We start from the raw sequence: 22,342 nt of genomic DNA on the forward strand, positions 1-22,342 counted from the left end.
AGTTACACATCTGTCCGGTCACGGCAGCGTATTGCCATTCATACGCACGCACGCTTTACCGTCCGTTCATTTACCTGTTCACCAATCCGTCCAAGCCTGCGGACATCCGATTGCATATCCACCCGTCCAAGCCTTGGTTCATACGCATGAATACGGGAATGGAAATCCGGTTGTCCGTTCACACCCGCTTCCGACCGTTTGGACAGATGCCCGGATTGCTGTCCGAACATCCGATTGAAGGGGTGTGCTTTCAGTCCTTCATCCGAATCATGCTGCAAATAAACAATGATATTTTGAAACTTGTATCACTTCCCAAGCAAGTGGCAGCACGTTGCGCCGGTTGGCAGTCATTGACCGGGTCAAGCATCTGTCCGATACCGCTTTAAGGGCGTAACTTTGCCCCCGGACAGCAGGGTTCGCCGATGGTGGCGCAGCCGGAGTCCTGAAAGGTATCTTCCCAATCCGTCCCCTGACGGATTTTTATGTTCACCTGAACATAGCAAGATGTCTTTTCAGCCGCTCAAAATATTTTGAGCAGCCACGAAAAGCACTTGCCCTTGCAGGGGACGGGCTTTCCCTCCGAAGTCGGAAAGCCTTTCAGAACTGCGGTGCCGTGAACAGAAGCGGCGGCTTATGCCGTCAATCCGCTAAATCCAAAGTGATATGAAAGAGAAAAGGAAAAGCAAAGCAGGGAGAAATCCCAAACTCGATCCGGCGGTGTACCGCTACACCGTCCGTTTCAACGAAGAGGAACACAACCGTTTCCTCGCCATGTTTGGAAAATCGGGTGTCTATGCAAGGTCGGTTTTCCTCAAAGCGCACTTCTTCGGGCAACCGTTCAAGGTGCTGAAGGTGGACAAGACGCTGGTGGACTACTACACCAAGCTATCGGATTTTCATGCGCAGTTCCGCGCCGTGGGGACGAATTACAACCAAGTCGTGAAGGAATTGAGGCTGCATTTTTCCGAGAAAAAAGCGATGGCGTTGCTCTACAAGCTGGAGCAACGCACCGTCGAACTCGTGAAACTGAGCCGTCAGATTGTGGAATTGTCGAGAGAAATGGAAGCAAAATGGTCGCAAAAATCAGTGTAGGAGACTCGTTGTACGGCGCGATTGCCTACAACGGGGAGAAGATTAACGAGGCGCAGGGGCGGCTTCTCACCACCAACCGCATCTACAATGACGGTTCGGGAACGGTGGACATAAGCAAGGCGATGGAGGGTTTCCACACCTTCCTGCCACCGCAGATGAAGGTCGAGAAGCCGGTGGTGCATATCTCGCTCAACCCGCACCCAGAGGATGTGCTGACCGATATTGAGTTGCAGAATATCGCCCGCGAGTATCTGGAAAAACTCGGTTTCGGAAACCAGCCTTATCTTGTTTTCAAGCACGAGGACATAGACCGCCACCACCTGCACATCGTAACGGTCAACGTGGACGAAAACGGGAAAAGGCTCAACCGGGATTTTCTCTACCGCCGCAGCGACCGTATTCGCAGGGAACTGGAACAGAAGTACGGATTGCATCCGGCAGAACGTAAAAATCAGAGATTGGATAACCCGTTGCGCAAGGTGGACGCATCAGCAGGCGATGTGAAGAAGCAGGTGGCTGGCACCGTGAAAGCTCTGAACGGGCAGTACCGTTTCCAGACGATGGGCGAATACCGTGCGCTCCTTTCCATCTATAACCTGACGGTGGAGGAAGCGAGGGGTAACGTGCGCGGACGGGAATATCACGGGCTGGTCTATTCCGTCACGGACGGCAGGGGCAACAAGGTGGGCAACCCGTTCAAGTCCTCGCTCTTCGGGAAGTCCGCAGGCTATGAAGCCATGCAGAAGAAGTTTGTACGTTCCAGATCGGAGATTAAGGACAGGAAACTGGCAGACATGACGAAACGTACCGTTCTTTCCGTGCTGCAAGGCACTTATGACAAGGATAGGTTTGTTTCCCAACTTAAAGAGAAGGGCATCGACACCGTACTGCGCTACACGGAGGAAGGGCGCATCTACGGGGCTACCTTCATCGACCACCGCACGGGGAGTGTGCTGAACGGTTCGCGCATGGGCAAGGAGCTTTCGGCGAATGCCTTGCAGGAACACTTCACCCTGCCATACGCCGGACAACCGCCGATACCGTTATCCATCCCTATGGATGCTGCGGACAAGGCACACGGACAGACCGCATACGACCGTGAAGACGTATCGGGCGGAATGGGCTTGCTCACTCCCGAAGGTCCGGCGGTAGATGCCGAGGAAGAGGCTTTCATCCGGGCGATGAAGCGCAAAAAGAAGAAAAAGCGCAAGGGCTTGGGTTTGTAATCGGAGTATCAACAATTAAAAAATCAATGTATGTCACAACAAGAAGACGATTTGAGGGCATTGGCGAAAATCATGGATTTTCTGCGTGCCGTGAGTATCATTTTAGTGGTCATGAACGTGTACTGGTTCTGCTACGAAGCCATCCGGCTATGGGGCGTGAACATCGGTGTGGTGGACAAAATCCTTCTGAACTTCGACCGCACGGCGGGGCTGTTCCATTCCATTCTGTACACGAAACTGTTTGCCGTCCTGCTGCTTGCCCTGTCCTGTCTGGGTACGAAAGGGGTCAAGGGCGAGAAAATCACTTGGGGAAGAATATGGACGGCACTCGCCGCCGGATTCGTGCTGTTTTTCCTCAACTGGTGGATACTGGCTCTGCCGCTGCCGGTTGAAGCGGTGACGGGCTTGTATATCCTTACCATCGGCACGGGCTATGTCTGTCTTTTGATGGGCGGGCTGTGGATGAGCCGCCTGTTGAAACACAATCTGATGGAGGATGTTTTCAACAACGAGAATGAGAGTTTCATGCAGGAAACGAGGCTCATCGAAAGCGAGTATTCGGTCAATCTGCCCACACGCTTCTATTACAAAAAGCGTTGGAACAATGGCTGGATCAATGTGGTGAATCCCTTCCGTGCGTCCATCGTGTTGGGTACGCCGGGCAGCGGCAAGTCATACGCCGTGGTAAACAATTTTATCAAGCAACAGATTGAAAAGGGCTTCTCGATGTATGTATATGACTTCAAATTCAGTGACTTGTCCACCATAGCCTACAACCATTTGCTGAACCACCCGGAGGGCTACAAGGTGAAGCCGAAATTCTATGTGATCAATTTCGACGACCCGCGACGCTCACACCGTTGCAATCCCATACACCCGGATTTCATGGAGGATATTACGGACGCTTACGAGAGTGCCTACACGATAATGCTTAACCTCAATAAAACTTGGGTGCAAAAGCAGGGCGACTTCTTCGTGGAGTCACCTATCATTTTGTTTGCCAGCATTATCTGGTATCTCAAAATCTATCAGAACGGGAAGTATTGCACGTTTCCCCATGCCATCGAGTTTTTGAACCGCCGCTACGAGGATATTTTCCCGATACTGACCTCTTACCCGGAGCTGGAAAACTACCTTTCCCCGTTCATGGATGCTTGGCTCGGAGGGGCTGCGGAGCAGCTCATGGGGCAGATAGCGTCGGCGAAAATCCCGCTTTCGAGGATGATTTCCCCGCAGCTCTATTGGGTGATGTCGGACAGCGAGTTTACGCTGGACATCAACAATCCCGAAGAGCCGAAAATCCTATGCGTGGGCAACAATCCCGACCGTCAGAACATCTACGGGGCGGCTCTCGGATTGTATAACTCCCGTATCGTGAAACTCATCAACAAGAAGGGAATGCTGAAGTCATCGGTCATCATCGACGAGCTGCCCACGATATACTTCAAGGGGTTGGACAACCTTATAGCCACCGCCCGAAGCAACAAGGTTGCCGTGTGTCTGGGATTTCAGGATTTCAGCCAGCTGGTGCGCGACTACGGTGATAAGGAGGCGAAAGTGGTGATGAATACGGTCGGTAACATTTTCTCCGGGCAGGTGGTAGGTGAAACGGCAAAGACACTATCGGAACGGTTCGGTAAGGTGTTGCAGAAACGGCAGTCTATCTCCATCAACCGGCAGGATGTTTCCACCTCCATCAACACGCAGATGGATGCGCTCATTCCGCCGAGCAAGATTTCCGGTCTGACGCAGGGAATGTTTGTCGGTTCGGTGTCCGACAACTTCAACGAACGTATCGAACAGAAAATTTTTCACTGCGAGATTGTGGTGGATGCCGAGAAGGTGAAGCGGGAGGAACGTGCCTACAAGAAAATTCCGGTCATTACCGATTTCACGGACGAGGACGGCAACGACCGCATGAAAGAAACGGTGCAGGCGAACTACCGGCGTATCAAGGAAGAGGTGAAGCAGATTGTGCAGGAGGAACTGGAGCGCATCGCGGGCGATGATAACCTGAAATATCTGTTGCAGCAGAAGTAAATAAAAAAATGAAGAAAGGCTTACCATAAACCTTTCTTCACTTTTTTAGAACTTAAGCATTATCCATACTTACTAAGATTCCGTTTTCCAAAATTTTTTGCAATGGAATTTTCTTTAAGATTTCTTGATAAGTGCTATAGAAGTCATTATCAAGTCCTATATAAACAATATTGTCATGTAATTCTTCTATAACACTAATATGTGAATGCAATTTGCACTTTTTATCAGAACAATCTGATACGATACTTTTAATTCGTTCCAACTTATTTAATAAATCATCATATTGAGATAACCCTTTTGTAGTTGGTTGTATTTGATAATTAGTTTTCTTTGCCGGTTGTATATTATGTTCAGGATCTAATAATACTATGTGAAATATAGAAGAATCCCGATCAAAATAACCTACAATACGCCCCGTACTTTTTGTTATCGAAAATTGCATTATTGGAAAATCTGTCTCATTGTCCAATATTTCTTTTGGTAGCCAATCTAAATCTTTTCGTTGAATAGGAATGTTTTTAGCACTCCAATCTATTGGATGACATCTTAATGCAATACTACCTCTATTTTCTTCTAATACTTCTTGCGGTGTCATAGTACCCAAAGCACCTAATCTTTCAAGAAGCCCAATATGCCATCCCTTAGAACACTCTCCAATCTGAAAATTAGGTATCTGCTTAAAGTAAGAGAAGGAAAAAGTTATCTTCCTTCTCTTTAACTCATTTTCTTGTTCTTTGGTAACTAATGATTTGTTTCCGTATTTAGGAGAATCTGAATTAAGATTTAATAGTTTCCCATTTTTTCCCATAATACTCAATCATTAGTTCTGGAGTAATAACCTTGTCACAACGCTCATTTACATTTAAATCTCCACGTGTTTCAATCCAAGGCATCTCATTGTGGGACAATCGTTCTAATTCAGCACCGCTATATTTAAGATAATTCTCCAATATAAAGTCAATGAATTCAGCGTCTTCTGATGATAAACTCACATTGTGATTCATGCAATCATCAATATTGATTTCTGAATAGAGATATTTTGTAGAATTAAATCGATTGTAGATTTCTCGATTTACCGGACCATGAATCCATGCTTCAAACTCGCCGTCAAACATAGGTTTTTTATTGATACCATAAGACCATGCTTGAACATAATACAATAACTTCTGCAACTTTAAATTTATTAAAGACGCAAATCTATCTTCCGATTTTACTCGTAAGATAATGTAGTCTGTTATATCGTGTATTGAGTTCATCTGAATTATGACTATATCAATTTCAATGCAAAGTTAATATCTTTTTCTAATATAACAAAATAATGAATTGAATTGATGTGATTTATTCTAATGAATTTGTTTTTTATCTCCTCATACGATCCAACTCATCATCGCGCAGCATCCTCTCGTTCAATTTCTCCTGCATTCTGTCAAGGAAGTAGGTGCGGCTTTCGTTCTTCCGGCGTTTGATATCGGTGTAGAAACGGTAGCAGTCCTTCGACTCAACCCCGAATATCTTGTAAAGGAGCGGGGCAAGCTGTTTGAGCGGCATGTTGCCGTTGTTGATGCAGCCCATCTCGTCGATGCCGTAGATAAGTTCCACGAGGTCGATGGCATTGCCCGTCCATTGCAGGAGGCTGGTGGCGGTTTCTGTTGTGTTGTTGGCGGATATCAGTGGCGGCACTTGGGGCGTGGCAAGGAATTTCTGCATCTTCCTCACGAAAGACAGGGCCTTGCTGACATAGGCGGCAATCTCTCTCTTTTCTTCTGACAGGTTGCGCACGGGATGGTGCTGCAACTCGATTTCGATGTAGGCAAGCGCGATGACGGTAAGGTTCGCGTCCATGCTACCGTTACACAGTTCGATCACTTGGGTGGCAAAAGCCGTGTATGCCGTTTCCATATTGCAGTCACCGGCTTCGTTTATCAGGCGGAAAAAGTCGGTTTCCGCCAGCAAGAAATAATTCATGGTTCTGTCAATTTTGAAAATTACACTTTGTTTTCTGCGTGCGCACATGAATATAATTGGCAAAAAACGCGGCAGAAAATAAAAAATCCAACACTCAATTTTACAAAGTACTGGATTTCAGAGGTATAAAATTCAATATTTTTTCACAAGGACAAATTATCTCCGACTTAAATTGTTTGTAATCAGAACATTTATTCTATTCCTGAAAATAGAAATGTATGCTTGCCGCACATTTTGGCTATCTTGCTTTTTTATCAAGGATATAGATAATGCGACATACACCGTTGGAATAGCTTTTCAAGGAGGAAAGCGTCCAGTGTTGCTCTGGCAGAGCCGACTTAAAAAAATGTCGTCCGCTTCCGGATATGAAAGGAACGGTGTATAGTATGATTTCATCCACAGCGTGCATACGCAGTAGTCCGTTTATATAATCTGCCGTATCCAGTGTGGCTTCCGCGAGGTAACGGATGTTTGTGCCGTCTTTTCTCCATTCGTGCAGCATTGAAATGGAATAGTCCGGTGTCACACGGTAAAGGGCTTTCTTCCTGATTTCATCAAGACCGCAACGGTCAAGGCACAAATCCTGATGTGCTTTATCATATAACTCTGAAGAAAGACATCCGTCCATCGTCAGTACGGCGAGAATCTGAACTTTACCCATAATCGTTTCCTTTCGTTAGGCAAGGGTAAAAAAGTAGCGTGCAATTCACACTACCTTCAAGCGATGGCTCTGGTAAAGCCTTTACGGAGAGTACGTGAATGCACGCTATGCGTAAGCATAGCATAAGCATCACGCAATCGTCTCCGTAGTTCCAATTTACCAGATTTTCGCTTGAAACGCCTTGCGGTCTTATCCTATATGTTGGCGGCGAAAAGCTCCTGCCAATCGCCGTTTTTCTCAAATGTTATGCAAAGATAGCCAAATTCAGTGAATTACGGGCTATGATTGCTTGAATTTATATTTAAGTCCATACTCTTCAAGTTTGCTGTATAGTGTTGTCCTGCCTATGCCGAGCAGTTCTGCGGCGACACTCCGGTTGCCGTTTGCCTGTTTCAACGCACGCAATATCCGCTCCTTATCCTCCGCGTCATTGCGCAAGGCGAAGCTGACAGTAGAGGTCGGTTTCGTCACGGCAAGTTCCAGATGCTCTTTCATGACAACACCTTCCTGCGCCTGCAATACAGCACCCATAACTTTCTGCCGAAGTTCCCGCACGTTGCCCGGCCATGCGTGTGTCAGCAACGCTTTACGTGCTTCGGAACTGAACCCGCTCACGCTACACTCCAGCTCTCTGTTTGCCATATCACGGAAGAACTCTGCCAGCGGCATGATGTCTTCCTGACAGTCACGCAACGGAGGAACGGTTATCCCGAAGTCGTGCAGGCGGTACAGAAGATCCTGCCGAAAACGCTTTTCATTCACCGCTACTTCCAAATCTTCATTGGTAGCAGCGATGATGCGGACATTGAAATTCCGGTCTGCCTTGTCTCCGACCGGGCGATACCGCCTCTCCTGTATGGCGCGGAGCAACATCTGTTGGGTTTCCAACGCGAGGTTTCCTACCTCGTCCAGAAAAAGCGTGCCGCCTTCCGCCTCATGGAAATATCCTTTCTTGGCATTGTCCGCACCTGTAAACGCTCCCTTGACGTGTCCGAAGAAAGCCGACGGTGCAAGCTCTTTGGAGAGTGAACCGCAGTCCACCGCCACAAATGGCTTGCCTGCACGTTTGCTCTTGTCATGCAACAGATGGGCAATATGCTCCTTACCCGTGCCGTTCTCACCAAATATCATCACGCTCATGTCGGTGGCGGCTACCAGCCTTATCCGGTGCATGATTTTCTGAAAAGCGGAACCTTCACGGGCGAATACAGGCATACGGCGTTGTCCTGCCTGACGTTCTTTCAGTATGGAACGGATCAGGGGGACAAGTTTATCCTCCACAAGCTGTTTGGGAATATAGTCTATCGAGCCGAGTTTCATGCTTTCCACGGCGGTATTAACTTCGGCGTAGTCGGTCATAATGATGAAGGGCTGCATCTTTCCCTCCTTTCGCATCCAGCACAAAAGGTCTATGCCACTGCCGTCAGGCAGACGCAGGTCGGCAACCACGATATCATTATCTGTTGCCTGTTGCAGATGTTTCTTCGCGGTTGAGAGGTGGTAAGCCTTCATATTGCGGTAGCCCTCCCGTGACAGCATATTGCAGACATATTCGCAATACACGATGTTGTCTTCCACCACAATTATTTTTGTCTTATCCATCTTCGTATTTTCTCCTTTCCTCTTCTGCCAACCGTATTATTTCCACTCCCTTATCCAGCACAGCAGTCACGGCATGGCTTAACGCTTCACCATCCGGGAGAGCATCGCCACGAAGCAATCCGTAAAGTACATTCAGCGGTTGGTCGGCACGGAGCACCTCCCACGAACTGCGCAGGTGGTGGATCAGGGAATCCAGCTTTTGCAGGTCTTTTTCTTTTGCTGCATCCCGTACCGCCTGCATTTCCTTTTCTGTTTCAGTTATCAACTTTTCCAGCATGACGGCTTCATTGCCATAGGACAATAAGGCGGAAAAGTCCGGTTTCCCGTCCGGTGTCGCTTTTATGGCACACCTGTCGGAAACCTCCATCAGTTCCGATATGGAGAACGGCTTGAACAGGCATCCGGCAAAGCCTTTTGCCAATAGTTCCCCTTTGTTACAACTGCCCGAAGCGGTTGCCACAACCACCGGGATTGTTGGTGAATTGCCCACGTTGGACGAACGCAACAGTTCCAGCAATTCGAAACCGTTTATACCAGGCATATTCAAGTCTGTCAGCAACAGGCTGTATTCTTTCTGGCGTATCATTTCCATCAGTGCCGCAGCATCGGTGCAAGTGTCGCAGTGTATTCCTTCTTGGGAATACATCTCTTTCAGCATTAGAAGTAATACCTCATCATTGTCAATGGCGACAACATCATGGAATTTATTGTTATGATAAACAGGTGTATTGCTTGTATATCCAAGCTGTTCTTCAGCTTCCTGCATAGAAATTTCAACTGTGAAACGACTGCCTTTCCCTTTCTTGCTGTCCAAACGGATTGTTCCGCCAAGCATCGACACAATATTACGCATTATGGCAAGCCCAAGCCCGAAACCCTCCTTTGCAGCGGCATTTGATAGACGTTCAAACGCACCGAACGCTTGTTTCTGTTCCTCTTCTGTCATGCCTGTACCTGTATCTTCAATGACCAGTGTCAGAACTCCATTATCATATTCAGTAATCAAAGAAACACCGCCTTCTTCTGTGAACTTGACAGCGTTTGACAGCAGGTTATTCCCGATTTGTATTATTCGCTCTTTGTCGGTCAATACAATGGCATCGTGTCCAGTCTTCACGGACAAGGACAACCCTTTGTTCACGGCAACAGGCATGAACTCCGTTTCAAGTGTGTGCGTGATTGCAGAAATCCGGCAGGGTGACAGACGGGGCTGTTCCTTGCCGTTGTCCAGGCGGAAGAAGTCAAGCAAAGTGTTGAGCATATCCCGCATACGGTCGGAGGATTGCAGTATATTTTGGATATATTGCCCATTATTACCGCTATTGCATTCTTTCCGCAAAAGTTCGGTATAGCCGGTTATTGCCGTCAGTGGTGTACGCAACTCATGGGTAATAGTATATACCGCTTTCTTTCGGGAGGTTATGAGTATCTCATTTTGTTGCACGGACTGTTCCAATTGCTCGATCAAATCCGTTGTCTTGCGTTTGTATCGTTTAATGTTCTTTGCATCACGGTGTATGATGATATAGGAAATGACCAACAGCAAAAGAACAAATCCCATCAAGCCGCCTATCTGCATAAATGATTTTTTACGCATGGCTGTTATCTCGCTTTCTCTATTTTGTAAATCAGATTGCACCTTCTTTTCGATTTGGCAAATCAATCCTTGCAGTTGTCTGTTAAGTTCTGCATTACGGGCAGCAAGACTATCGGCTTGTTCTGACAATCGACGGCTCTGCGCATTCTGTTCGTTGACCATGTTTCTATTGGATGAACGGAGCGTAGTCGTTGTTGTCGTTGGCTTCGTTCCCTCTTTTTTGCCGAAGATGCTCAAGAAACCTTTTCGTTTTGGCTTTTTGGACTGTTCCTGCACACTTTTCTGCACAATAACCGGAATTTGATTGGCTATCTTCTTGTTAATAGATTGTTGTTCATCCATTAACCGGACTATCTGGAACATCTGTCGTTCCTTATCCTCTAAAAGACTGCGCACACTATCGATGCGCTCTGCTGGATAGGTGGCCTTGAAACGGCAAAGCATACTGTCCATTGCCATACGCCGTGCATGGTAATGCTCGATATCTTTATCGTTCCATTCCAGTATTGTTTCACCCAATAGAGAAAATTTTATCATTTGAATATTGATATTGTTTATTTCTTTTCGGAGCTCGTCTATTTTTTTATTGCCAAGTTCTAATGCTTCTATCTCCTGCCATTCATAGAGGCTATTATATGCCATACATCCGATAAGAATGGAGATAAGTATATATCCCAACTGTATTGCCTTATAGAAATTTCCTGACCGCTCCATTATTTTGATGACATTGATTTTTGGAACATGAATAAAAGTTTATCTTTTTCGTTCATGCGGATATTATCAGAATAACCGCCTTTTGTTATTTGATACCCGCATGGCTTAACCATAAAAATGCCTAAGCCCTTAGTGTATGAACTTACTTCTGATGCATAGTCTTTACTTGTATTTAATGGAACTTTCCCTTTAATATGACACCACTCATTATTGCAACTGATGTCTTCAATCTCAGACATCATTTTTTGCAAATCTGTAATAGCTTTGGAACTTGCCGCTTGGGGTATCTGCAACTCAAAATAGAGCATCGGTTCGAGAATGTCCACACCTGACTGTTGCAAGGCCAGCCTGAAGACATAAGGGGTCAGCTGTCTGAAATCAGCAGGTGTACTTACCGGGCTATAATACTCGGCTTGAGTAAAAGTTACTTTCAGATCAGTCACTTCCCATCCATGTAACCCGGATTGGCAAGACATACGAATCCCTTCAAAAACGGCATTTTGAAAAGAATGGTTCAGATAACCATAGGAGATGTCACTTTCGATTTGCAACCCTGTCCCTAACGGTAAGGGTTCAAGAGTCAGCCCTATTGTGGCCCAATAAGGGTTGGGCGGCACTTCGATCTGAATAATCTTATTGACCTTTTTTACAGGTCGTTCTTTGTATATAGTCTTGATCTCATCAAAATGGACCTTTACGGAAAATCGTTCTTCCAGCAATGTCTGTATGATTTCCTTTTGGGTTAAACCATATAACGAGATTTCCAATTCATCACTATATGAGTTTATGGAAAAGGACAAAGACGGGTCTTCAATCCACAATGTATTCAGAGCGGATATCACCTTGCTTCTCTCTTCGGGCCTGTCTGGCCGGACGGAGGATTTGAGAGCGGGATGCTGATGCGATAATCCTTGAATCAAACAAGGTTCAGCACCTAAATAATTTCCGATTCGAAAATCATCCATATCCTCTACAATCGCGATATCATTGGCGCCCACTTCATCAACATTTATCTCTCTGCCCTGATTGATAGTTTTTAGATTTTTAATCTTGATGAATTTTTCCGAATCGTTGATTCTTACAACGTCTCGAAGTCTCAGACTTCCGTCAATTATTTTTAGAAAACTTCTTTTATGTCCTTTGGGGTCATGCTCTATCTTATAAAGATAAGATGAAAGTCTGTTTGAGACCGATGCCGGAGGAAGTATAAAAGAAGTGATGGCGTCCAACAACTCATTGATACCGATATTGAACATTGCTGATCCATGTAGCACCGGATAGACTTTGGCTTTTGCCACAAGAGCGATTATCGTATTCCAATAATCAGCCGGTGAAATTTCGCTATCCGCCAAATATCGTTCTAATATATTGTCGTCATGGTTGCATACAAATTCTTTGTATTCTTCCTTTATATATGTTTGGGAGCAAACCGGATAAACCGATCCATCGACAACATTTTGCATAAACAGGACATCTTGAGACAGATTTGCTTTTATATCCAGATACAAACGCTCCAAATTCACACCGGCTCGGTCAATCTTATTGATAAATATAATTGTCGGGATTTGCAGCTTCTGTAAAGTATTGAACAGCAACTTTGTCTGCGCTTGTATGCCTTCCTTTGCGGATAAGATGAGGACTGCTCCATCAAGCATTTTGAATGTCCGCTCCACTTCCGCAATAAAATCCATGTGTCCCGGAGTGTCAATGATATTGCATTTCACACCATTCCAGATAATAGATGTCGTAGAAGCCCGAACAGTAATTCCTCTACGTTTCTCTATATCCATAGAGTCCGTTATGGTGTCACCATTATCCACACAGCCGCACTTTTCCGTTGCTCCACTGGCAAACAGCAGATTCTCGGTTACGGAAGTTTTTCCTGCATCAATGTGAGCAAGAATTCCTAAATTTATAATATTCATTTGGATTAAGCAATAATATACTACAATAGATGCATTGTCGAAACGCACCTTTTAATACCTCCTCGTAGCATATGAGAACTACAGGATTCCTAACTCGTATTAATATGTATATTATTACTGCCGCATAACGATTACAAAATTACACAAAAAAATATATCTAACAAAAGTAGGAGGATTTTTTAACTTTTTACCATAGACATTTTATTAGGGAAACGTAGGTTCAACTGGTAAGTACAAATAAGTAGAAATGTTTGAACAACACTGTTTTAGGAAGTTGAAAAATCAAGTTTCTCTCTCGGTATAGCGTTTATTTTGGCCAATATCTTCTTTAGTTTGGCATTTGAGTATTTCCCATTCGTGTTCTATTTAGCTCCTTATTATGAGTATGTAGCAAGTTGCTTATCAAATTCAGCCTCTTTGAGGGTCAAATATGGTTTTGCAAATGGTGACTGACAAGACATAAACAAGGTCAGCAGGATTTTTTACATAAATGGACATGAATGTATATAACCTAAAATAAGAATAAATTTTAATAAGGGCTGCCCAAAAAGAAAAAAATGCAGTTGCCATCCTACAGATACTTGCAGAAAGGATAAAATTTACTTTTAGACCTTTTGGGATAGCCCTTATTAATACTTCAGATAAAATTCCTAAGGTTATATTTTCAATCCTTTGAACCGGGTTTCCTCCTTGGCATACAGTCCCGGACGCCCGATTATGACATGGTTGGCAACGATACTATCCGCCGGACTGCGTATCTGCGGCGGTGCATTTTCGGGATATTGCGCCTGCCTGTTCCTCACATCTTCCGCTTCCGGCTTGACCTGTTGCCCTTCTTTCTCCTTTTCGGCGACTTCGGGCGTGGGCGGCGCAAGTTCCAGCTGTATTTTTCGGTCAAGGGCGGCAAGTTCGGATTTCAGCTGCTTCAGCTCGTCCTCCTTCTTCCACACCTTGCCCGCTATCTCCTGCAACTGCGGTATCTCCCTCTCCAGCACCTCGTTCTTCGCCTTGTACTGGTCGATAATGGAGGGTATCCTCTCCATCGCGTTCAGGAAGTTTCGGGCGGCAGCCATCGGATCAGCCATTGCCAGATGTCCGTTGTTATAGGTGTACTTGTAGTTCCCCTCTACCACGAAGCGGTTGTCGGTAAACTCCAATCCCTCTTTGAGTATCCTCTCGCTCACCACCTTTATCGGAAAACCGTACAGTTCTCCGACCTGTGTGTAAAGCCCGCCCGTAGTGGCGTTTTTCGCTATCTCCTGCAAACGCTTTCCGATAACCTTCTCATCGGCGGAATCCACACCGTCCACCTTTATTATATTAAGGCGGTTGCCCTCCCTGTCGGTCTGCGCCACCGAAAGGAAGCGGTTCCAGTCCTCCGTCATGGCATCTATGAAAGCCGTGTTGTTACGCAACTCGCCCGTCTTCGACTCTAACTTGAACTCCGAATCACGCTTGCCCTTGTTAAACGACTTGCGTTCCCCTTCGAGCGAGGCGATGCGCTTTTCAAGTTTCGCCTTGTCCAGCAGGTCGGTGTTGCCGGATAGCAACGCCATATATTCCGAAAAGTTCATGCCCGATTTCTCGTCCACTGCCCCCTCGTCGATGGTACGCGCCCCCATAGCACCGCTTTTGAGCTGGCTGATGAAAGTCTGCTTGCAGTGCAGGAGGTTGAACTTGTAGCTGTCCAGTGACTTCTCCACCGCGTAGATGATTACGTCCACGTTGTTCCCGGCGAAATGCTTGGCAATTTCGTTTCCGGCTCTAACTCCGCGTCCGTCACGCTGTTGCAGGTCGGACGGTCGATCGGGTAGGTCAAGAGCATTACTGCCCTCTTCCCCCCTCAGAACCGTACATGAGGGTTTCCCCTCATACGGCTCAAGCTTTTCTAAGTCTCTGTTCGTGTGCAGAGACCGGCTCATACTACTTCTTGTTTCCATTGGTTTTACGGGATAATTTGAAACATTCATCATGAACCAACAGATTACATTTCCGTCCGTCTTGGACGGTTGGCATTACGTTCCATGCCTTATGCGTGTCAATCGGTTCACCACATATCGGACATTTCCGACCTTGCTTTTCCCATAGGTAAAGCAGGGACTTACGTCCTTTCAGTGTCACAAGTATTTTTGACTTCATTCTTTTATTGAAGTACAAGCGGCAATCTGCATCAAACGGATTCATGTCCCCCTTTATCTGCGTATATTGCAGGAAAGGAAACGAAGATGCCAGTTTCAACAAGGTAAGTTGGTCTTCTTTGCCGTTTGATTTCTTGAACTTAGCCGCAAAAGTCCAGCTGTTCCCTCGGATATTGTGCCAATAACGGTCTTTTATCCACCGTTTCCCTTTCTTGGAATGACGGCGTTTAGCCCATTGCCACAAGGCGAGAAATATCTGATGGTCAATTCTATGAAAAGAATCACGTGTCGCCCCATGCTGATAATATGCTCCCCATCCTCGGATTTTAGCATTCAACATCCTGATTAATGATTCCTGCTTGCAACCCTTATGGCCTTTTGTCACCTTACGGATATTCTCCATAAAGCGTTTTTCGGCTTTCTTGGTCGGCTTGGTCAATATTTCATTGCCGTATTTGCGGATATTGAAACCGAGAAAATCGAAACCGTCACGGATATTGGTTATCACCGTCTTTTCTTCTGATAAGGTCAGACCTCTTTCAGACATAAAGTAGGCTACCAATGGCTTGATTTCCTTTTCAAGTGTTTCACGGTTCTCGCAGGTAATTATAAAGTCATCAGCGTAGCGGACAAGATTCACCATTGGCGAATATAACTTGCCTTTGATTCTAACTCGTTTATATTTCTCTGCAAGGACTTTCTGCAATCCGTCCAATGTCATATTGGCAAGCGTGGGAGAGATAATACCACCTTGTGGTGTTCCCTCCTCTGTCGGGAACATCTGTTTGTTGAAGATATAGCCGCATTTCAACCATTTTCGGAGCATTGCCTTATCCATAGGGATGTTGGCAAGCAGCCATTCATGGCTGATATGGTCGAAGCACCCCTTTATGTCACCCTCCAGAATCCATTCGGGAGAATAGCCTTTTCGGAGAATGTTATGGCATTGCATTACCGCATCCATACAGCGACGTTCCTTGCGGAAACCGTATGAACGTGTGTCGGCTGTTGTTTCCGACACTGGTTCCAATGCCATGAGGTAGAGTGCTTGCATGGCTCTGTCTTTCATTGTCGGTATTCCCAACGGTCGCAGTTTGCCATTACTCTTTTTGATGTGGACTCTTCTCAATGGCTTCGGCTGGTAGCCTCTGCGTTTGAGTTCGCTTATCGCTTGTGTTTTTGCTTCGGGTTTCTCCCATGTTTCCATGTCCACCCCGGGGGTGTTGCCACCTCCATTAGAAGTAACTCTCTTTACGGCTAAGGCTTTTGCGTAAAAAGAGTGGGTCAGCGTCCACTGCAAGGCTTTCACCTTGCCCGGTCTGCCTTCCTTCTGAGCCTTTACAATACGCGCTTGTAGCTTTCTGACAGCCAACTCCGCCTTATTCCAGTCTATTCTGTCCCAAAGTGTTTGCTGATTGTCAGCAGGCGCACACGATGTCTTGTTTTCGTTCATTTGCTTTCCTCCTTTTGAAAGTTCTAAAAGTTGATTGTAAAGAATCACCATTTGACAACATTCGGTTTTGATTGCCTCCCTAATGTCGTCACAGAAGTCTGCCCACTTTCGTGTCGGATGATGTCGCCCACATCAGCTCGTGATGTCGGTTCAATCCGTATCCGCTCCATTACAGAACGGCATTCGCTTTTTCTGTTATCTTATACCTGCACACCATTCGGCTTTCATTGCTGTCAGCTTACCTGCCATTTTTTACATGACAGGAGATATACAGGCTTACCATGTTCCACATAGATAACTAACGGATAGGTTAGGTTCTGTCTCATCCTCCGGCGGTGCTTATATCCGTGTAATCCTACCATGGAGAGGATTAACCGACCGCTTCCCTTTTGGGTAGAGTGTGCCAGTATCTTACACTCTTTCGTGACATTACGAAGTTTACTAACAGTTCGCTTGCGCTAACCATACTATCCAGCCTCGCCACTCTACGGTATGATACTAACCGTACTTCACTTCCCCTCACGGTTCTGTCTTGTCTTGCGAAAGTGTACTTTGTCCCGACCGCTTAATACAACATTAGGGTGCACCGGTCGGTAGGCTACCGCTGACGGAACAGCGGGTTAAAACTGATACCCGTAAGTATCATTCCAACAATTATCTATGCGACTTCATGTCGCACCCACGGCGTATCGAGATGATGAATTGCCACACACCTTTTCTGTGCGTTCACACCCGTTCCGAGCATGGAGGTGGAGCCGAACAGAACACGCACCGTTCCGGCATTCATGGCGTCTATCACCGCCTTCCGAGCCTTGTCGGTCTTGCACTCCTGAATGAAGCGCACCTCGCTTGGCGGTATGCCGTAATCCTCCGTCAGCTTGCGCTTGATTTCCGAATAGACGTTCCACCCGTCGCCCGGCTGATATGTCCCCAAGTCCGAGAAAACGAACTGCGTGCCTTTCTGCGCGTCGTATTTTTGGTAATACTCCGCGATCATCTTGGCACAGTGGCTCGCCTTGTTATCGGGGTGGTCTTCATAATGCGGGTCTATCATGCGCATGTCGAGTGCCATCTTGCGGGCGTAGTCGGTGGCGATAAGCATCTTCGCCTTTTCCTCCGTTTCCGAAAGCGGCAGCCTGCCCAGAAGTGTGGCATCGCCAGTCTTGGCGAACTGCATCAGCTTCTGTATGAAGTCCTCCTGCTCCGGCGTGGGCGGTATGTGGTGCAGTATCTCATTCTTGTTGGGACGATCTACGCCCACGTCCTCTGCCGTGCGGTAGTCCGTGATTTCATTATAGAAGGCGGCAAGTTCCGGCACCTTGATGAAGTAGCGGAAACGCTCCTTTTGAACCACGTTGTTCGTCACGTTAAATTCAAAATCCGTCGTCTTCTTGGCGAATATCGCCGCCCAAGCGTCGAAACATCGGATGTCCTGCCGTTCCAGCTCCTTCGGACGCAAATACTTGAACAGCAGATACAACTCCGTCAGCGAGTTGCTGATGGTAGTACCCGAAAGGAAGGTCGCTCCCAAGTCTCTGCCCGTGCGCTCCTGTATGGTGCGTATGGCAAAGAGCATGTTCAGTGCCTTCTGGCTTCCCTCGCTGTTGCCCAGTCCCGCCACACGGTCATGGCGCGTGTTGAACGTCAGATTTTTGAACTGGTGGCTCTCATCTATGAAGATGTGGTCGATGCCCATCTGCTTGAAATCCACCACGTCGTCCGTGCGTGACTTTATGGCATGTTCCACCTTCTCCAGCTTCGCTTCAAGGTTGTGTTTGCGCTTCTCCAGACCTTTCAGCATAGCCCGCGACACGTTCTTTCCCTGCTGCCGCAGCACTTCGAGGTTTTCCTCCACCGTGTCAAGCTCCGCTTGCAGGATGCGCTGCTGCAACTCCGGCGACTGCGGTATCTTGCCGAACTGGTCGTGCGACATGATGACACAATCGTAGTCGTTGTTCTTTATATTATTGAAGAAGCGCACACGGTTGGCGGTCGAAAAGTCCTTCTCCGAAGCGTACAGAATACGTGCGTTGGGATATGCCGCCTGATAGGTGGCGGCAATCTCCGCAACGTTGGCTTTCAGCCCGATAATCATCGGCTTATGTGCCAATTTCAGACGCTTCATCTCATGCGCGGCGATGCACATTATCAGCGTCTTGCCGGTTCCCACCTCGTGGTCGCAAATTCCGCCGCCGTTCTGTTTCAGCATCCAGACGCAATCCATCTGCGAGGGATAGACGCTCTTGATACCCCGGCTTGCCAAGCCTTTCAGATTGAGGTCGGGGAAGGTCTGGTGCGAGCCGTCATACTTCGGGCGCACGAAACAGTTGAACTTGCGGTTATACATTGTCGTCAGCCGTTCCTTGAACTGCGGCGACTGTTCTTCGAGCCATTCGGAGAAACCGTTGCGGATTTCATCAATCTTGGCGTTGGCGAGCTGTATGCCCTCGCTGTCGCGCACCTTGATGTCGTTGCCATGCTCGTCCTTGCCGATGGACTTCATCATGTCGGGGCAGGTGTTGTGCAGGGCGTGTTTCAAGAGGTGCATACCGTCATAGTTCCGGTAATACCCCTTTACCAGAAACTCGTCCGTGATTTTCATGGTGCGGTAGCCGCACGCAACCGAAAACTCGTCCATGCTTGCGGAATAGGCGATTTTCACCTCCGTGTCGAACAGCCGGCTCATGTAGGCGGCATAGACACCCGTCGGAATCCAGCGTTCCCCGAAATTGAAGTCCAGATCCTCGAAGGCGATACGCGGCGGTTCGGCATCTTTCAGAGCCTCCAACGCCTGTTTCACTTCCGGCATACGCTCACTTTCGGGGTTTTCGCCCATCCAAGCCTCTATGCGTTCCGCCTTCTCTATCACGTTCCCGGCTATGAAGCGGTCTTTGATTTCGTAACCGGTCACGAGCGGATTGTAATAGATGCGTCCTTGCAGGGCTGTGAGCAACTCCTCCGCCGTGCTGTCGGTTATCTCCCGCATATAGTCGAGATTGACCGTGCCATATTTGTTGAGCGACGCGGACAGGGCTTCTTCGGGAGAGCCTACGTTGGCATGGCTCTCCACGGAGAAGGAAACGGGATGCTCGAAGATGTCCGCCTTGACGAACTTTCCGTTCTCCACCCGTTCCAGCGAAAGGATGTCACGCCCGCCCGCGTCCATCATCACTAACTTCACGTTCTGCTTGGCGTTGAGGTTGCCGTAGCGCATGACAAACTCATCGTAACAGGTATTCAGATGCTCTCGCCACGGAACATTTGCCTCGCGCCGGAGCGATTCATAACGGTACAGACGCTCGTAGGCGTCACGCAGCGACACATACAACAACGCCTTTTCCTTCTGGTATCCTTTCAGGTCGAGCGGCTGGAATGTAGCCCCGTATGGCGTGATGTCCTTCAGATAGCCGATGTTATGACGCCCCCGGTCAGCCACCAGCGAGCCTTCGCGCAGGTGCATCTCCGGCGTGCGATGGTAGGCACGCGGCGTAAGGTCCGCGACTTCCTCCTTCGGCTTTTCCGGTTCGATGTCGGGAAAAAGGGAAGTAGCCACCGTTTCCGGTGGAGCATCGGTAACAGCAGGTGCGGCGACTGCTTCCGGCTGTGTTTCCTCCTGCCGGGGTTGTTCACGTGGTACTTCCGGCGTGATCGTCGCAACCGTTCTGTTTTCATGTTTTTCATTATGCTGCCTTGCCAGCTCCCGAAGTTCCTTCCTGCGCTCCGGCGTGAGTTCCATCATCATCTCGTAGAAGCCGTTGATGGGAGGATTGGTTTCCCAGTCCAGCTTTGCATAGATGTCGTCCGGGTCGGCAGGCTTGGCGGTGTTCTCCGCTTTCACCTCCTTATTCTCCATAGCGGGTTTTGCAGTTGGAGCTGTCGGTGTAACCGTGACTTTCGGTTTGGGCGGAGTGGACTTTGCCGTAACTGCCTTTTTCACCGTCTTTTTCTTTTTGGAGGTTTTCGGTTGGCTGACCTCTTCCGTCATCCCCCAGAGGTTGAGCAAGGAGAGCTGCACCCCGTCAGAATATTTCGGACGTGGCTCTATCTCCGGTTTTTCCTCAACGGGTTGCGGTTTTTCCGTCGGAGTTTCCACCGTCTGCGCCGAAGATACCGTTTCCAATTTTATAGCAGGACGCTCCGCCTCCTTTTGAACGGTAACCTTTTCTTCCGTTCCCGACTGCCAGATTGTTCCCGAATACAGACGCATGGCGAGCCTGTAATGGAAATCCTCGTTGAGCATCCGGCGCAAGTCCCCGGCGATACCTGCGGTCTTGCCCTCGTGCAGATAAACCATAGCGGGCTTCCCGTAGGGGTCAGTGTCAAGTTTCGACGTCGTATGCACGATGCGTTCCGGGTGGTGGATGAAATAGGCGTTGTCGGTCAGGTCGGTTTTCGTGTCCGTCTGTATCACGGTCATCAGCCGCTCGTCCTGCGACATTTCCTTCTTGCTGAGGTTCTTTTGCAGGACAATCAGGTCGCTGCCCACCTCCGTCCCCGCGTTGTCCGTGAACAGGTTGTTGGGCAGGCGTATCGCGGATACCAGATTGGCCTGACTGAACAGCTCGTTACGCACGGAGGTCTTGGTGCTATTCAATACCCCTTGCGAGGTGATGAACGCCACGATACCGCCGTCACGCACGGCATCCAGTCCTTTGAGAAAGAAATAGTTGTGGATGGTTTTCTGGGCGGAGCGTCTGCCGAAAGAGTCGCTCCGCTGAAACTCCGCGTCGAACACGGCAATGTCACCGAACGGAATGTTGGACACCGCCAAGTCGAAATAATTGTTGAACGGTCTTTCGATTTTCTCAAAACCGCAGGTGCGCATTTTCTGGTCGGGATAGAGATGCCTCAAGATTGTACCCGTGAGCAGATCCTTCTCGAAAGCCATCACATCCGCATTGGGGCTGTGCCGTAGCATGGAATCCACGAACACGCCGACACCTGCCGACGGTTCGAGCATACGGGCGGGGCGGACGCTGTAATCTGCCAGCACGTCCGCGATGGTGTCGGTTATCTCTTTGGGGGTGTAGAAAGCGGTCAGCACGGACGCTTTCAGCGAATCCACAAACCGCTTGTACTCTGTTTCGTCCTTGCTGTTCTCACGGATAAGCCTGTGCAGCTCCACCGTCGGGGCGAACAGTTCGAGGTCGGATTTCGCCCACCGGACGGCATCCGTCAGTTCCTTTGCAGGGTTGAGGATACATTTCAGACCGCCGAAACCGCAGTACCTTTGAAGTATGGCACGCTCTTCGGTTGTCGCTGTCCTGTTTTCCCTGTCAAGGATGAATGCCGTCCGTATCGCCTCGATGTTGTCCCGCAGTTTCTGTTTGCGGTTAAACGCCATATTCGTCTAAGTAAAGGACGGTTGCTCCCGTCAGCTCCGTGTAGAGCAGGTCGTAATCGGAAGACAGGGCGAAATTGTCATCCGAGAGGTCATAGACGGAGAACACGTTGCCGACAAGCGGCAGCAGTTTCAGGACAAAGGCTTCACGCTTCTCTTCCGGCACTTCATCGGCAAACTCGTTTTCCACGACTTCGCGGAGGATGGCGTAACGGGAATAATGCAGCCCGCGCAGCAGCGTGTCCATCGCCAGTTCCTGCGCACCATCGGCGGGATAGCCTTCAAGCCGTGCCCTCTCATACGTTTCGGCGGCACGGTCGGCCCGTTCCCGTATGAAAGCGGTGTCGTCAGCCTGTTCAAACTTGTTCGTGCGGAGATAGTCCAGCAGGTACAGACCGTAATAGGAAAAGTCGGTCTGACCCTCGTTTTTCTTCTTGTTGTTCATTACTTTGGATTTAGCGGATTGATAATTAACGGGATAATCGGTTGGAAAAAGGAAGAAAAAGGCACTCGGTATCCCTCCGAGTGCCACCACTAAATCCAAAGTATGAGTGTAATCCGGTATCGAAGAACAATTCATTACTCTGA

14 protein-coding genes and 1 pseudogene are annotated in these 22,342 nt (G+C 48.0%); 3 read left to right on the plus strand and 12 right to left on the minus strand.

All coding sequences use genetic code 11. From position 1 onward, the window contains the following. Positions 1–38: 38 nt before the first annotated feature. Complete coding sequence (locus HMPREF9010_RS0124765) at positions 39–278, minus strand: hypothetical protein (RefSeq protein WP_025819417.1); 240 nt, start codon at positions 276–278, stop codon at positions 39–41. A gap of 385 nt (positions 279–663) precedes the next feature. Here HMPREF9010_RS0124765 and mobA point away from each other — a divergent pair, with 385 nt between their 5' ends. Genes mobA through mobC form a run of 3 tightly spaced genes read left to right on the plus strand, consistent with a single transcriptional unit; the run spans position 664 to position 4,358 of the window. Then, on the plus strand, positions 664–1,092 hold the full coding sequence (mobA, locus tag HMPREF9010_RS03680; RefSeq protein ID WP_005790810.1) for a conjugal transfer protein MobA: 429 nt from the start codon (positions 664–666) through the stop codon (positions 1,090–1,092). Continuing rightward, positions 1,071–2,318 (plus strand): conjugal transfer protein MobB, encoded by a 1,248-nt coding sequence (gene mobB, locus HMPREF9010_RS03675; RefSeq protein WP_005790811.1) that lies wholly within the window; start codon positions 1,071–1,073, stop codon positions 2,316–2,318. Before mobA ends, mobB begins: the two co-directional genes overlap by 22 nt. 30 nt (positions 2,319–2,348) lie before the next feature. Next, positions 2,349–4,358 carry a conjugal transfer protein MobC gene (gene mobC, locus HMPREF9010_RS03670; RefSeq protein ID WP_004348455.1) on the plus strand — a complete coding sequence of 670 codons (2,010 nt, stop codon included), beginning with the start codon at positions 2,349–2,351 and terminating at the stop codon, positions 4,356–4,358. 52 nt (positions 4,359–4,410) lie between these two features. Here mobC and HMPREF9010_RS03665 read toward each other — a convergent pair whose 3' ends face one another. From HMPREF9010_RS03665 to HMPREF9010_RS0124780, 11 genes and pseudogenes are all read right to left on the minus strand, one after another. After that, positions 4,411–5,166 carry a hypothetical protein gene (locus HMPREF9010_RS03665; RefSeq protein ID WP_004293874.1) on the minus strand — a complete coding sequence of 252 codons (756 nt, stop codon included), beginning with the start codon at positions 5,164–5,166 and terminating at the stop codon, positions 4,411–4,413. Beyond that, positions 5,135–5,614, minus strand: a complete 480-nt coding sequence (locus HMPREF9010_RS03660; protein WP_004293873.1) for a Panacea domain-containing protein — start codon at positions 5,612–5,614, stop codon at positions 5,135–5,137. Before HMPREF9010_RS03660 ends, HMPREF9010_RS03665 begins: the two co-directional genes overlap by 32 nt. A 103-nt stretch (positions 5,615–5,717) precedes the next feature. Beyond that, positions 5,718–6,323: an RteC domain-containing protein gene (locus HMPREF9010_RS03655; protein WP_004293872.1), complete on the minus strand. Its 606-nt coding sequence runs from the start codon at positions 6,321–6,323 to the stop codon at positions 5,718–5,720. A gap of 238 nt (positions 6,324–6,561) precedes the next feature. After that, positions 6,562–6,984, minus strand: coding sequence for a dihydrofolate reductase family protein (locus HMPREF9010_RS03650; RefSeq protein ID WP_004293871.1), 423 nt, complete (start codon positions 6,982–6,984; stop codon positions 6,562–6,564). A 279-nt stretch (positions 6,985–7,263) separates the two neighbouring features. Next, positions 7,264–8,586 carry a sigma-54-dependent transcriptional regulator gene (locus tag HMPREF9010_RS03645; RefSeq protein ID WP_004293870.1) on the minus strand — a complete coding sequence of 441 codons (1,323 nt, stop codon included), beginning with the start codon at positions 8,584–8,586 and terminating at the stop codon, positions 7,264–7,266. Continuing rightward, positions 8,579–10,897 carry an ATP-binding protein gene (locus HMPREF9010_RS03640; RefSeq protein WP_004348456.1) on the minus strand — a complete coding sequence of 773 codons (2,319 nt, stop codon included), beginning with the start codon at positions 10,895–10,897 and terminating at the stop codon, positions 8,579–8,581. The genes HMPREF9010_RS03645 and HMPREF9010_RS03640 overlap by 8 nt, the downstream gene beginning before the upstream one ends. Continuing rightward, positions 10,897–12,822, minus strand: a complete 1,926-nt coding sequence (gene tet(Q), locus HMPREF9010_RS03635; protein ID WP_004293868.1) for a tetracycline resistance ribosomal protection protein Tet(Q) — start codon at positions 12,820–12,822, stop codon at positions 10,897–10,899. Before tet(Q) ends, HMPREF9010_RS03640 begins: the two co-directional genes overlap by 1 nt. 656 nt (positions 12,823–13,478) lie before the next feature. Beyond that, the gene (locus HMPREF9010_RS0124770; protein WP_032852894.1) at positions 13,479–14,744 is read right to left on the minus strand and encodes a hypothetical protein; all 1,266 of its coding nucleotides are present in this window, start codon (positions 14,742–14,744) and stop codon (positions 13,479–13,481) included. Between the two features lies 1 nt (position 14,745). After that, positions 14,746–16,413 (minus strand): group II intron reverse transcriptase/maturase, encoded by a 1,668-nt coding sequence (gene ltrA / locus HMPREF9010_RS03630; protein ID WP_032852949.1) that lies wholly within the window; start codon positions 16,411–16,413, stop codon positions 14,746–14,748. 679 nt (positions 16,414–17,092) lie between these two features. Further along, a pseudogene (locus HMPREF9010_RS0124775) lies at positions 17,093–21,757 on the minus strand (N-6 DNA methylase); the annotation flags it as partial. After that, positions 21,747–22,199, minus strand: a complete 453-nt coding sequence (locus HMPREF9010_RS0124780; RefSeq protein WP_004304266.1) for a DUF1896 domain-containing protein — start codon at positions 22,197–22,199, stop codon at positions 21,747–21,749. The gene HMPREF9010_RS0124780 and the pseudogene HMPREF9010_RS0124775, both read right to left, overlap by 11 nt. Positions 22,200–22,342 lie beyond the last annotated feature (143 nt).

The sequence above is a fragment of the Bacteroides sp. 3_1_23 genome (assembly GCF_000162555.1).
Taxonomy (GTDB): Bacteria; Bacteroidota; Bacteroidia; order Bacteroidales; family Bacteroidaceae; genus Bacteroides; species Bacteroides ovatus.